The organism is Acinetobacter rudis, assembly GCF_031157835.1.
GTDB classification, from domain to species: domain Bacteria; phylum Pseudomonadota; class Gammaproteobacteria; order Pseudomonadales; family Moraxellaceae; genus Acinetobacter; species Acinetobacter rudis_A.
On sequence record NZ_JAVIDR010000010.1, the window covers coordinates 72,156 to 84,249 of the forward strand.

The 12,094-nt window shown below is 35.2% G+C and carries 14 protein-coding genes and 1 pseudogene; 8 read left to right on the plus strand and 7 right to left on the minus strand.

Translation table 11 applies throughout. The features are described 5' to 3' along the window. Positions 1 to 27 precede the first annotated feature (27 nt). Positions 28 to 1,230: a 3-oxoadipyl-CoA thiolase gene (gene pcaF, locus RFH42_RS10375; protein ID WP_308975518.1), complete on the plus strand. Its 1,203-nt coding sequence runs from the start codon at positions 28 to 30 to the stop codon at positions 1,228 to 1,230. On the opposite strand, the gene RFH42_RS10380 is transcribed toward pcaF, so the two are convergent. Continuing rightward, positions 1,214 to 2,164, minus strand: a complete 951-nt coding sequence (locus RFH42_RS10380) for a LysR family transcriptional regulator (protein WP_308975519.1) — start codon at positions 2,162 to 2,164, stop codon at positions 1,214 to 1,216. The genes pcaF and RFH42_RS10380 overlap by 17 nt on opposite strands. Before the next feature lie 236 nt (positions 2,165 to 2,400). Between RFH42_RS10380 and RFH42_RS10385 the strand changes: the two are divergent. The 4 genes and pseudogenes from RFH42_RS10385 to RFH42_RS10400 form a co-directional block, all read left to right on the plus strand. Beyond that, positions 2,401 to 2,552, plus strand: a pseudogene (locus RFH42_RS10385) (IS5/IS1182 family transposase); the annotation flags it as partial. 523 nt (positions 2,553 to 3,075) lie between these two features. Beyond that, positions 3,076 to 4,161, plus strand: coding sequence for a YkvI family membrane protein (locus RFH42_RS10390; protein ID WP_308975520.1), 1,086 nt, complete (start codon positions 3,076 to 3,078; stop codon positions 4,159 to 4,161). Between the two features lie 69 nt (positions 4,162 to 4,230). Then, positions 4,231 to 5,487: an NAD(P)/FAD-dependent oxidoreductase gene (locus RFH42_RS10395; RefSeq protein ID WP_308975521.1), complete on the plus strand. Its 1,257-nt coding sequence runs from the start codon at positions 4,231 to 4,233 to the stop codon at positions 5,485 to 5,487. A 33-nt stretch (positions 5,488 to 5,520) separates the two neighbouring features. Next, positions 5,521 to 5,856, plus strand: coding sequence for a RidA family protein (locus tag RFH42_RS10400; RefSeq protein ID WP_308975522.1), 336 nt, complete (start codon positions 5,521 to 5,523; stop codon positions 5,854 to 5,856). Positions 5,857 to 6,001: 145 nt separating this feature from the next. Here the strand turns inward: RFH42_RS10400 and RFH42_RS10405 are convergent, their stop codons facing one another. Next, on the minus strand, positions 6,002 to 6,913 hold the full coding sequence (locus tag RFH42_RS10405; protein WP_308975523.1) for a LysR family transcriptional regulator: 912 nt from the start codon (positions 6,911 to 6,913) through the stop codon (positions 6,002 to 6,004). A 94-nt stretch (positions 6,914 to 7,007) separates the two neighbouring features. Between RFH42_RS10405 and RFH42_RS10410 the strand changes: the two genes are divergently transcribed. Then, positions 7,008 to 7,502, plus strand: coding sequence for a GNAT family N-acetyltransferase (locus RFH42_RS10410; RefSeq protein WP_308975524.1), 495 nt, complete (start codon positions 7,008 to 7,010; stop codon positions 7,500 to 7,502). Positions 7,503 to 7,590: 88 nt separating this feature from the next. On the opposite strand, the gene RFH42_RS10415 is transcribed toward RFH42_RS10410, so the two are convergent. Together RFH42_RS10415 and RFH42_RS10420 are read right to left on the minus strand one after the other, a co-directional pair. Continuing rightward, positions 7,591 to 7,761 carry a hypothetical protein gene (locus RFH42_RS10415; RefSeq protein WP_308975525.1) on the minus strand — a complete coding sequence of 57 codons (171 nt, stop codon included), beginning with the start codon at positions 7,759 to 7,761 and terminating at the stop codon, positions 7,591 to 7,593. A 41-nt stretch (positions 7,762 to 7,802) separates the two neighbouring features. Further along, positions 7,803 to 8,021 (minus strand): carboxymuconolactone decarboxylase family protein, encoded by a 219-nt coding sequence (locus tag RFH42_RS10420; protein WP_308975526.1) that lies wholly within the window; start codon positions 8,019 to 8,021, stop codon positions 7,803 to 7,805. Between the two features lie 219 nt (positions 8,022 to 8,240). On the opposite strand from RFH42_RS10420, the gene pdxR reads away from it, so the two are divergent. Together pdxR and RFH42_RS10430 are read left to right on the plus strand one after the other, a co-directional pair. Then, complete coding sequence (gene pdxR / locus RFH42_RS10425; RefSeq protein ID WP_308975527.1) at positions 8,241 to 9,650, plus strand: MocR-like pyridoxine biosynthesis transcription factor PdxR; 1,410 nt, start codon at positions 8,241 to 8,243, stop codon at positions 9,648 to 9,650. Between the two features lie 121 nt (positions 9,651 to 9,771). After that, positions 9,772 to 10,422, plus strand: coding sequence for a hypothetical protein (locus tag RFH42_RS10430; RefSeq protein WP_308975528.1), 651 nt, complete (start codon positions 9,772 to 9,774; stop codon positions 10,420 to 10,422). 165 nt (positions 10,423 to 10,587) lie between these two features. On the opposite strand, the gene RFH42_RS10435 is transcribed toward RFH42_RS10430, so the two are convergent. The 3 genes from RFH42_RS10435 to RFH42_RS10445 all read right to left on the minus strand — a co-directional run bounded on the left by RFH42_RS10435 (position 10,588) and on the right by RFH42_RS10445 (position 12,048). Continuing rightward, on the minus strand, positions 10,588 to 10,905 hold the full coding sequence (locus tag RFH42_RS10435; protein WP_308975529.1) for a putative quinol monooxygenase: 318 nt from the start codon (positions 10,903 to 10,905) through the stop codon (positions 10,588 to 10,590). A 12-nt stretch (positions 10,906 to 10,917) separates the two neighbouring features. After that, entirely contained in the window at positions 10,918 to 11,502 is a 585-nt protein-coding gene (locus tag RFH42_RS10440) for an NAD(P)H-dependent oxidoreductase (protein ID WP_308975530.1), read from the minus strand. A 120-nt stretch (positions 11,503 to 11,622) separates the two neighbouring features. Further along, positions 11,623 to 12,048: a GFA family protein gene (locus RFH42_RS10445; RefSeq protein WP_308975531.1), complete on the minus strand. Its 426-nt coding sequence runs from the start codon at positions 12,046 to 12,048 to the stop codon at positions 11,623 to 11,625. Positions 12,049 to 12,094 lie beyond the last annotated feature (46 nt).

The following is a 12,094-nucleotide window of genomic DNA, read 5'->3' on the forward strand; positions in this document are numbered from 1 at the left end:
CAGGAACTTTCTTATAAGGATTTAAAAATGAAAAACGCATATATTATTGATGCCATTCGTACACCATTCGGTCGCTATGCAGGTGGACTCGCGTCTGTACGTGCAGATGACTTAGGCGCATTGCCAATCAAAGCTTTAATTGAACGTAATCCATCTGTGAATTGGGAAAAAGTCGATGATGTGATTTACGGTTGTGCTAACCAAGCTGGTGAAGATAACCGCAATGTCGGCCGTATGTCTGCACTCCTTGCTGGTGTGCCTTACCAAGTGCCTGCAACCACAATAAACCGTTTATGCGGTTCATCTCTAGATGCTGTGGCAATTGCAGCACGTGCAATTAAAGCAGGTGAAGCAGATTTAATTATTGCAGGTGGTGTAGAAAGCATGTCGCGTGCTCCACTTGTCATGGGTAAGTCTGAAGGTGCATATGGGCGTGCTCAAAAACTCGAAGATACCACCATGGGTTGGCGTTTTATCAATCCAAAGCTGAAAGAAATGTATGGTGTTGAAACCATGCCACAAACTGCGGAAAATGTGGCTGAGCAATTCAATATTAATCGTGCTGATCAAGATCAATTTGCATTAACCAGTCAGCAACGTACTGCTGCTGCACAGGCAAAAGGTTTCTTCGAAAAAGAAATTATTGCTGTCACCATTGCACAACGCAAAGGCGATGCGATTGTTATCGCAAAAGATGAACACCCACGTGCAACAACGATTGAAGCCTTAACTCAGTTAAAACCTGTGGTTAAAGCTGACGGTACAGTGACTGCGGGTAATGCTTCAGGAATTAACGATGGTGCAGCAGCGCTATTAATCGCTTCTGATGATGCTGTTGCAACCTATGGTTTAAAAGCTCGTGCCAAAGTAATCGGTGCAACAACTGTTGGGGTTGAACCTCGCATTATGGGCTTTGGTCCTGCACCTGCAATTAAGAAATTACTGGCTCAAACAGGTTTAAGCCTTGAGCAAATGGATGTGATTGAACTGAACGAAGCATTTGCCGCTCAAGCGTTGGCAGTCACTCGTGATTTAGGTATTGCCGATGGTTCAGAAAAAGTCAATCCAAATGGTGGTGCGATTGCCTTGGGTCATCCACTTGGTGCATCGGGTGCACGTTTGGTGACTACAGCACTGAATCAGCTTGAAACAACAGCTGGCAAATATGCGCTTTGCTCAATGTGTATTGGTGTTGGTCAAGGTATTGCGTTGATTATTGAAAGAGTTTAACTTTTTCAGACAAATGTTGGGCTTTAATCAACTCAATATCCCATGTAGGGATAGTGTCTAAACGAGCTAGTAAAAAGTCTAAAAGCTTCCTGATTTTAGATAAGTTTTTTGAGTTAGATGGGAAGACTGCGCGTAAGCTATAATTCAATAAAGGATATTCGGGTAAAATAGTGACTAGTTGTTGATTCATTATATGCTTATGTGAAACTAAGGTTGGGAGGCAGACCATGCCTCCTTCACTTAGAGCAAAATCACGTAATAAATGCACAGAAGATGAAAGAACATGGATATTGATTTCCATATCTTTAAATCCGCTACCTTCTAAATATTGAATACGATTACGTGTTGGATAGCCAGAATAATAACCTAATGGCTGGTCTTTTAATTGTTTAGGATGTTGGATTGGTTCAATATTTTTGAGATATTCAGGTGCACAACAAATAACTCGATTGACATTAAACAGTTTTCTTTCGACTAAGCTTTCACCTGTAGGTGGAAACATTTGAAAAACAATATCAAAACCTTCAGCAATTGGGTCAATAATTCGGTCATTTACTACGATATCGATATTTAACTCAGGGTATTCCTTTAAAAAAAAGGTCAGTAAGTGACCAAAATGATCAATCGCAAAACCTGGTGCCATATGAATGCGTAATCGACCTTGCATTTTAGAGGTGGCATGTGCCATTTCATCTGCTAAAATTTCAAAACGTTTAATAATATCAGCACATTCATGATAATAGCGCTCACCAATATCAGACAAACGTACAGAGCGTGTACTACGATGAAAAAGAGGGGCTTTAATAAAATTTTCTAGCTGTTGAATACGACTACTAATAACGGAACGAGTAACACCCAATTGTTCTGCTGCCTTTATAAAACTTCCACTTTCAGCCACTCGTACAAATGCATCCATGCATTGTAACTTATCCATTATTTATCCCTTGTAAATTAACATGTTATAATACACGATATTCAACTGAAAGTTGAAATGAATAGTATTTAAAATTTTATTGATTTGAATTGAAATTCTAATTTTTTTTAAATATTATATGTTATTAAAAGCAATTAAATTCAGGGGCTGTAGAGATTTGTTTGTTGCCTAAAAAGATGGCGAGATAATAAAATTAAATCTCCAAACCCGATTTTAGACTCACTATACCTTGAACAATGCTGAATGATCAACACTGCTTTAAATTACCTGTTATTTCCCGTAATTTTTATAGCTATTTCAAATTCTAATTTGAGAAATTTTATCGAAGCTTATACTTTATAGAATAAGAGCTGGCTGTCCTTGGCATGATTTTCTACAAGAATTTGGCTCATATGATTTAATATCCAGAGACTTACATGAGTAGATGACAGCAGATTTCGTTTGTAATACTGAGTATGGCAATTTGCAATCATAAGCCTTCTTAAGACTTTATTATTTAGCCTTTCTTTACGGAATTAGACCGAGCTCTTACCTAAGTTGAGTCTTAAATTTGGATGGTGTGGAAAAATTTTAACATTTAAATCTTTGTGCTACAAAGCCCCATCAAATACAAAATTTATGCTACAGAATTAAATAAATTAGTACAAAGCTTTATTTCAGGTGAGCTTGATGTTACGGATTTTGTTTCCAAAGAAGCTGTAATGTGACAGTCAGTATGAAATTATTTAAAAAAATATGGGGGATCAAAGAGCATCAAAAGTCGTAAATTCAGATTATTTTATAATTGTTGCAAAGAGTGATTGTAAATTATACAGTTTGGGCATATTTTACCATTTGTTAAAAAATAAGTAAGGTTGTGGCATAGCAATTGGAATAGGGATGTTACTTAAAAAATTACACAGGGAAGAGGTATGCGTAATTCAATGAGCCTAGGTGGGGCATTTATTGGTGTAATGGCTGGGGTAGGATTTGCTTCAGGCCAAGAGATACTACAATTTTTTGCAAGTTATGGTTGGAACGGTCTTGTAGGGCTAATCATTGCTACAGTATTAATGTCCTTTTTTGTAATGAACCTATATACGATAGGAAGTAAATTACAAACCAGCTCGCATCAAGAAGCAATATATTATATTTGTGGTCCAAAGTTGGGCAGTGTTGTAGATATTATTTTAACTTTCTTTTTATTTGGCATTATTGTGATCATGATTGCAGGTGCTGGTTCTTCTGCACAGCAGCAGCTTGGTATATCTGCATATTTTGCAAGTGCAATAGCAGCTGTCATTACAGTTTTATTGGTTTTTTTAGGTTTAAAACGGGTGATGGCAATTTTAAGTTGGGTTACACCTGTACTTGCATTGATGATTTTTATCATTGCCTTATATGCTTTTACTCATATTCAACGACCATTTTCTGACTTGATCCAAATTGTTCAGACACAACCACAAGCAAGTCATCATTGGTTGCTTAGTGCTTTACTTTATGTTTCTTATAATATTGCAGGTTTAACTGCAATGCTTGTTGTTATGGGGGGACGAATTAAAAATTTAAATGATGCAAAATTGGGGGGTATTTTAGGTGGACTGGGGGTGGGTATTTTAATTGCAATGATGACCTTAGTACTTATTGCATCTGCAGATCAAACTCAGCATGTTGATATTCCCACTTTGTTTTTGGGGAATGCTTTAGCACCATGGTTTGGCAATTTTGTTCTTGTTTTCCTACAGATTAAGTTGATTTTTACATGTATGGGGTTAGCTTATGCTCTTGCTGCACGCTGTGAAGCTTATGGTCTAAATTTTAAGGGCGCGATCATTGTTTGCATGATTATGGCATATATTGCTAGTCAGTTTGGTTTTGTCAGCTTAGTCAGTTATGTCTACCCAACGATGGGCTATTTAGGTTTTATTTTAATGATTTGTATTTCAATTGCTTGGTTCAGGTCAAAAAAATTGAGTTTATCCCAAGAGCCTGAAGAGTCATTGATGGTTCAAAAGTAAATTTGCTATTGTCCATTTAAAATCATCATCCAAACAAGTGTGAGGATGTTTCAACTACTGGGAAATAAAATGAAATTTGATGTTTTGGTATTGGGTGCAGGAATGGTCGGTGTAAGCTGTGCTCTACATCTACAACAGAAGGGTAAATCGGTTGCTCTATTTGATAAAGGTTTACCTGGTGAAGAAACATCATTTGGTAATGCAGGAATTATTCAACGTGAAGCGATAGAACCTTATGGTTTTCCTAGAGATTTTTCTACAATTTTTCAAACAGCATTTAATTCGAGATTAGATGTTAGATATCACTTTTCTGCTTTGACCAGTCTAATTAAACCACTTGCAACGTATTATCATAATTCATCGCAAAAATTTTATCCTAAAATCTGTAAAGAATATGAAAGCATCATTGCACGTTCAATTGAGACACATATTCCATTTATTGAGCAGGCTAATGTTGAGCATTTAGTAAATAATCAAGGCTTTATGGAGGTATATCGTACACAAAAAGCCTTAGACACCTCTGTAAAAGCGGCTGAAAGATTACAACAGCATGGCGTTCACCATAATGTTTTAAATGTAAAACAAATTCAAATGGAAGAGCCTGCTTTACGAGAAAATTTTGTTGGTGCAATTCATTGGACTGATCCAATATCAATCCGTAATCCTGGTGGATTAGTAAAAGCTTATGCAAAATTATTTGAGCAACGTGGTGGTCATTTTTATCAAGGGAATGCATTGGATTTACAACAGTCGGCAACAGCTGAATGGGAAATCTTAGATATCAAAAGCGATATGATTCAAGCAAAAGAAGTTATTATTGCTTTGGGACCATGGAGTACCAGTCTGACGAAACGTTTTGGATATACGCCTCCATTATTTGTTAAGCGTGGTTACCACATGCATTTTTCAAATTCGGGTAGTGTTCCATTAAATAAAACAGTATTAGATGCAGAGCGTGGCTATCTTGTTGCACCGATGGAACAGGGGTTAAGACTAGCAACGGGAGCAGAGCTTGCACATTTAGATGCACCATCAACACCAAATCAATTAGATGATGCAGAACAGATTGCTCGAAATGTCTTTCCATTGGGTAAAAGGTTGGATGCTGAAGCTTGGAAAGGGGCCCGTCCTTGTATGCCAGATATGAAACCTGTAATTGGAGCATTACCTCATACCAAGGGCCTCTGGTGTGCTTTTGGTCATGGACATCAGGGCTTTACTCTTGGGCCTGCTACTGGTGAATTACTTGCGGATATAATGGTTGGTGATCAACCTAAGATTGATCCTTTACCATTTAGCCCTTCACGTGAATTTTGGAATTCATAATTTTATTTTCAACACCTCTAAAAGGACATTACGATGCAATTACCATTTTCAAAGTCACTAGAAAGCAATGGCTTTATTTTCTTATCTGGCGAAATTCCATTTGATAAAAATGGAAATATTCCAGAGGGTATTGAAGCACAAACAGATTTAGTATTAGAAAATATTAAAGCAACGCTTGCAAAACACGGTGCTGGTATTGAAGACGTGGTGAGTGTAACTGTTTACTTAACAGATAAGGCTGATTTTCAGAAATTTAACCAAGTTTATGAAAAACACTTGGTTTCTCCTTATCCAGTGCGTAGTACAGTAATTGCTGATTTAGTCATTGATGCAAAGGTAGAGATTACTGTTATTGCGCAAAAGAAGTAATGAACTATATTTCATAGTCGTAAAGTGATTTGTGTTATAGCAAATTATTTTTAATTTAAGTGATTCATAGTCATTACATATTGAGCAATTAAAAGTTATTCGAACGACCTCAAATAGAGGTCTTTCGCTTATTTTTAAATTGCTTTTATTTGCCTATAAAAGCTTCTTTAATTTGGTTGATAAGCCAAGTTTGCGCGCTGTTGAGTTCTTGTTCTTTTAATGAAAAAACTTGAACTTCATATTCTGGAACATGAAAGGGTAATTCAAATAGTGTAATAGGATGAATCTCTTTAAGAATATTGGCTGCTTTATATGGTAATGTAATTATGAGATCTGAGTTTTCTATCATATAAGGACTACTCATAATATTGGGCAGCTCAATTACTATATTGCGCATGAGTCCAAGATTTTTCAAAGATTGATCAATAACTCCATTATGTTCGTGCCATGTACTAATTCTGATGTGATTTGCTTGTATATATTCATCTAAAGACATTGATGTATATTTTCCTTTTGGAGTAACAACAACATATCGATCAGTGAAACATACAAATGAATCTATATTTTTAGATAAAGTCTCCTCATACTCTGAATAACCAATTGTAAAATCAATTTTTCCTAATTGTATATTTTTAAAAGAATTATTTTTATTTTCATGAACGACTTTAAGGCTTACATGGGGAGCCAAATTTCTACATCGCTGTATGAGCAAGGGTAATACACTAAAGAGTGTGTATTCTGTTGCTGCGATTGAAAATTCATATGCAGCATTTTTATTATCAAATGGTGCATCGCTGAATAGTTCCAATGACAAAATTTCTAGACTTTTTATTATGGTTGGAGCTATTGCCTCTGCCTTCTTTGTTGGCTGCATTTTCCCGTCTATACGTATAAAGAGAGGGTCATTTAATACTGTTCTCAGACGATTTAAAGCATGGCTAAAAGCAGATGGACTGATATAGAGTGATTCAGCAGCTTGAGTTACATTGCGGAACTTATATATCGCATAAAACACAGAGATAAGGTTGAGATCAAAGCCATGAGGAATTAAATGCATTATATTCATTTTAAGATAGAATATATTGCATTATATACACTTAAAAAATAATTTAGAATTGTTGTTTTAGGCTTTAGTCCATAGGGAAATTCATATGAAGACATTAATACGTCAGGTAAAATTGAATGATGTCGATCGCTGCTTTGAAATAGAGTCAGCAGCTTATCCAGCTGATGAAGCCGCAACATTGGAAAAAATCCGTATACGAGCAGAGCAGTACCCAGAAGGTTTTATTGTTTTAGAATTAGAACAAAATATCATTGGCTTTATTAACAGTGGTTGTGCAGATCAGGTGGTTATGTCAGATGAAAATTTCAAAGCACTCGTAGGTCATTCATCTGATGCTTCAAATATTGTTATTATGTCAGTAGTGATTGATCCTCATTTTCAAGGTTTAGGGTATTCTTCCCAATTAATAAAAGCGTTTATCCAAGTAACAAAAGATCTCCACAAAAAAGAAATTCATCTAATGTGTAAAGACCAGTATCTAACGCTTTATGAAAAATTTGGCTTTAAATACAGTAAAATTTCTGAGTCTAGTCATGGTGGTGAAAAGTGGCATGAGATGTTTTTAGTTCACTCAGAATAATCAGTTTATCCAATAGATGATATTCGTTGAACGGTGGGGGAAGCTTTTAGTTCTTTGTCCTAAGAAAAATCTTCCCCAAAAGCTATCATTATTGACGTAATCCAATAGCTAAACGATTAAAAGCACTCATTAAACTTACTGCGATGGTTAAATCGGAAATTTCAGTATCTGTGAAGTGTTGTTTAAGTGGATTAAAAAGATGATCTGGAGCATAAGAGTAATGAATATTAACTAAAGACTCAGCCCAGGCCAAAGCCACTTGTTCTTTAGGGGAAAAATGATTGCTTACTCTCCAGCCAGCTAGCGTATCAATTTTTTATTACTCACACCACTTTTTCGTAATGAACTTGTATGCAGATCTAAACAAAACGCGCAGCCATTCATTTGTGAAATGCGAAGATAAATTAACTCTAGTAAATCTTTTCCTAAGCTACTTTCTTGCAAAGCATTTTTACAGTCAATTAAACCTTGATATGCTTGGGGGGAAAGTGTGCTATAGGGTAATCGAAGTGTGTGCATTAAAAACTCCTAATAAAATGATGAATAGCGGTAATTGCATTTTGTCGTTGAATAGAATTCTCTTTTAAACCTTCAAGATAGATAAATGTACTTTGTGTGATGCCTAGCCAAGTATTGTATTTCCACGATCATGATCTCTTTTAAATAATTAAATTTATTGTAAAAATCAGATGACATACAATAAAGAGGCAAAAAAATAAATTTTGACTAGGACAAGATATGGCGGATTTATCTTTTCAATTAGATGCTAAACTGGAAGAACCTTTATATATTCAGATTTATCAACGCTTTGTATCTGCAATACGTAATAAACACTTGTCTGCCTCACAACAAGTTCCTTCTATTCGCTCTTTGGCAAGCGAACTTAATATTTCTCGTGGAACCGTAGAGTTAGCGTATCAAATATTAATAAATGAGGGTTTATTTGAAGCCAAAGGATCTGCTGGTACATTTATTAGTTCAAAGGCAGGTGAACTTATTACGATACAATTAAGTAATTTACCAACTCAACAGAAAAATAATATACCTCAATCAACAGAGATAAATCCTTTGCAATTGGGTACACCTGCACTTGATGCTTTTCCTCTATCTTTATGGAATAAATTATCTGCTCAAACAATGAAGAGGCAAAATGCTCAAGATTTGAATATGCAAAGTCCACAGGGGGATGAAGATTTACGTCAATCATTAGTTGGATATTTAGCTATTGCTAGAGGTATACAGTGTTCAGCCGAGCAAGTGTTTATTACTTCAGGATATAGAGCCAGCCTATTCTTAATTTCAGCGTGTTTATTACAAAAAGGTGATCAGGGATGGTTTGAAAATCCGGGGTATTTTATAGCACGGCAGTTTTTAAAGCACTTAGGAATGCAGTTAACTCATATTCCGGTTGATCAAGAGGGGATCTGTGTAGCACAAGGAAAAGTATTCGCTCCGCAAGCAAAATTTGTTGTAGTGACCCCAACACATCAAAGTCCATTGAATGTCACACTAAGTTTAGAGCGTAGAATAGAGTTGTTAAAATGGGCAATACAAGCACAAGCATGGATCATAGAGGATGATTATGATAGTGAGTTTTATTATCAAGGACGTATACAGCCTACACTAAAAAGTTTAGACCACAAACAACGTGTGATTTATTGTGGCACATTTAGCAAGACATTATTTCCATCACTAAGATTATCGTATATCGTTGTACCCTCAACGCATGTTCAAGAATTTCAAAATATTGCAAAAATATTAGGGAGTTTTCCAGCGCATTTGCCACAGAAAATTACACATCAATTTATATGCGAAGGGCACTTTGCTAGACATTTACGAAAAATGCGCAACTTGTATCGAATACGCAGACAGTACTTGATTATGGCAATAGAACAAGAGTTATCAGGAATATTAGAAATAACTAAACATACTGGCGGTATGCATATCGTTGCAACACTATTAATATCCCTGCCAGTTGGGGAATTCATTAGTAGATTACGCACAATAGGTATAGAGATTCAATCTATGGATCATTGGTATGCAGAATTATCATTAGAAAAACATGTATTGTTGGGCTTTACCAATATAGTCACAGCAGAAATGGCATCCGATTTATGTCAGCAGATAAAAAAAGCAGTATTCAGTTAATTCTATTTTTTGGTCTTTAGATAAATTAAGTATGATGAGTGTTAGGTTTAATGCTTTGCTTTAAATATAAGGGGCCTTTGGAGTAGTTTTAATTTACTAATTTATGGAGAATAAAATATAGATGGTTGTTTATAAAAAACAGTGCATTATTTTAGTTATGAGTGCTTTATATGCTTTTTTAGTGCCTAATCGAGCATTAGCATGTATGCCACTGACTGCTAATGATGTATTCATTGCTCGTTTTGATTCAATTCAAACCCAACCATCTACTCATTCTATAAATGTATATGATGTAAAAATGAAGCATGTAACATTTCCTTTTAGAAGTTTTAAAACATGGTTTACTTATGCTGAGCCATATCAATGGGCAAGTAATTTTAATATTTCAAATATCCGTAGAGATGATTTAATTATTGGCTTAGCCTATACCTCAGATGGAAACAAAGTACATGATTATTCAGTAGAGACACTTTCATTATTAAAATGTCAAAATGATATACTGTTTATCGAGAAGCCAATTGTTTATTTTACTGCTTGGGATAGGTCAAAAGGACGTTGTCATGATATGTCTTCTCATGCTGTAGGTTTATTAGATGGGTTTATAGAACATGATCAAGTTTATTATTTAAAGAAGTTACAAGAAAAGTATCCTACATGTAATTCATTGTATTCAACATTTCCGCAGATAACTCCAAATCATCAAACGTATTGGGCACAAATTCATGATATTTTTATACGTATCAAAACCTGGTTGCTCAATATGATCTTCTGAAATGTATGCTATCGGACACGTTTGAATGCATTGCATGGAATGTGTTCTGATGCAGTCTTGCTATGGGTTGTTTCATTTAGATAAAAAAATACCCTTCAAATTGAAATGTTCAACTCGAAGGGTAGAGTTCAAAAAAGTAAAGTGAGCCCTAGTAATTTTGACTACTTACTTAAATCCATTTTCTAAAATATTAATTTTGACATCAATGACATCATTTTTAACTCTTTCATGATGATCTTGCATATGTGCTGTTAAAAGATGCTTATCTAAATGTTGCATACTTTGCCATTGTTCGATCATGATGATGGTATGAGGTAAGTGTGTTTGATAAGATGCTTGGCTGTCATGGTCAATAAGTAGATTGTAGGCTAAACAACCTTCCTCTCTTAGAACTATGGGTGTAGTCTTTTTAAAAGAGTTAATGACATTTTCAAAGTGGGAATGATCAGGTTTTATTTTAATCTGAGCAATAATCGTTAACATTTTATCCTCCCACTAAAAAGAAAAATTATTTATTAAATGCTCACGATATTGTTGTTCAACCAAATGAACATTGGGCGCTTTAATTACGTCTGTAGCTAGGAATGTTTTCATTGGTTGCATGCCTAGAAATTGATTCGCTTTATGAAATGGCAAGTACACTCCATCAATTCCGATTCCCTCAAAGAATTGGGTTTTATCTGTAAATGATTCTTCTGGAGCATTCCATGTTAAAGAAAGCATATATTTTTTATCTTTAATTAATCCGCCTGAACCATATTTCTTTGTTGAATCTGAGCGTGTACGCCCATCATTGGCATATAAAGACCCATGGCCCTCTGTAAATACATCATCTATATATTTTTTCACTGTCCATGGAGCACCCATCCACCATCCTGGCATTTGATAAATGATCACATCTGCCCAAAGAAATTTTTCAACCTCATTTTTAGCTATGTAGGCGCTATCAGCTAAAGAAACATCAATGGAATGTCCTAAGTCACTCAGTACTTTTTGAGCTAGTACTGTGAGCGTATTGTTTAATTCGCCTTTTGAATGTGCAAAATCTTTTGCGCCATTAATAATTAGGATATTACTCATATTGCACTCACTTATAAATTCATGACTGCAGTGTAGTTGAGGTTTTTCTTGAGATAAATGCAACTTTTATCAAATTATTAATGACTAAAAATCAATAATATTTAAATCAACTTGAGTATTTTATTGAAAATAATTTTCTAATTCTTCCCAGTCTGGTAATTCTAAATATTCTTTATTTGCAGAGATGAAAGGTGCCCAGCTGCTTTTTGAATTCAGGCAAAAATTTAGTCTTTGAGTAATGGTGGGTTGTTCATCTAATAAACCGAATGGAATCCAAATAAATGTGCTTTTTCCAACTTTGTTTGGAACTGGGGAGCCGCAGCTTTTGCAGAAACAAGAGGTAAAACCAGAGTCCTTTTTGTATGTGCTAATAAAATCTGTACCCGAGCACCAACCAAATACTTTTTCATCCACTAGGGTGGCAGCATTTGCACCAGTACCACTTTGCTTGCGGCATAAACTGCAATGACAGTGATATATGACCTGAATATTCTTGTGAACTAAAAAGTGAATTTTTCCACACAAGCAATGACCATTTATTGCCATAATTTTAAACCTATTGGAATAGATATCAGTTTCTAATCATAGTTAA

What these genes read in the sequence shown, in the direction of transcription:
- pdxR (WP_308975527.1), top strand. Translation starts at nt 8,241, where the DNA reads ATGGCGGATTTATCTTTTCAATTAGATGCTAAACTGGAAGAACCTTTA.
- RFH42_RS10390 (WP_308975520.1), top strand. Translation starts at nt 3,076, where the DNA reads ATGCGTAATTCAATGAGCCTAGGTGGGGCATTTATTGGTGTAATGGCT.
- RFH42_RS10430 (WP_308975528.1), top strand. Translation starts at nt 9,772, where the DNA reads ATGGTTGTTTATAAAAAACAGTGCATTATTTTAGTTATGAGTGCTTTA.
- RFH42_RS10440 (WP_308975530.1), bottom strand. Translation starts at nt 11,502, where the DNA reads ATGAGTAATATCCTAATTATTAATGGCGCAAAAGATTTTGCACATTCA.
- RFH42_RS10445 (WP_308975531.1), bottom strand. Translation starts at nt 12,048, where the DNA reads ATGGCAATAAATGGTCATTGCTTGTGTGGAAAAATTCACTTTTTAGTT.
- RFH42_RS10395 (WP_308975521.1), top strand. Translation starts at nt 4,231, where the DNA reads ATGAAATTTGATGTTTTGGTATTGGGTGCAGGAATGGTCGGTGTAAGC.
- RFH42_RS10380 (WP_308975519.1), bottom strand. Translation starts at nt 2,164, where the DNA reads ATGGATAAGTTACAATGCATGGATGCATTTGTACGAGTGGCTGAAAGT.
- RFH42_RS10400 (WP_308975522.1), top strand. Translation starts at nt 5,521, where the DNA reads ATGCAATTACCATTTTCAAAGTCACTAGAAAGCAATGGCTTTATTTTC.
- RFH42_RS10410 (WP_308975524.1), top strand. Translation starts at nt 7,008, where the DNA reads ATGAAGACATTAATACGTCAGGTAAAATTGAATGATGTCGATCGCTGC.
- pcaF (WP_308975518.1), top strand. Translation starts at nt 28, where the DNA reads ATGAAAAACGCATATATTATTGATGCCATTCGTACACCATTCGGTCGC.
- RFH42_RS10405 (WP_308975523.1), bottom strand. Translation starts at nt 6,913, where the DNA reads ATGCATTTAATTCCTCATGGCTTTGATCTCAACCTTATCTCTGTGTTT.
- RFH42_RS10435 (WP_308975529.1), bottom strand. Translation starts at nt 10,905, where the DNA reads ATGTTAACGATTATTGCTCAGATTAAAATAAAACCTGATCATTCCCAC.
- RFH42_RS10420 (WP_308975526.1), bottom strand. Translation starts at nt 8,021, where the DNA reads ATGCACACACTTCGATTACCCTATAGCACACTTTCCCCCCAAGCATAT.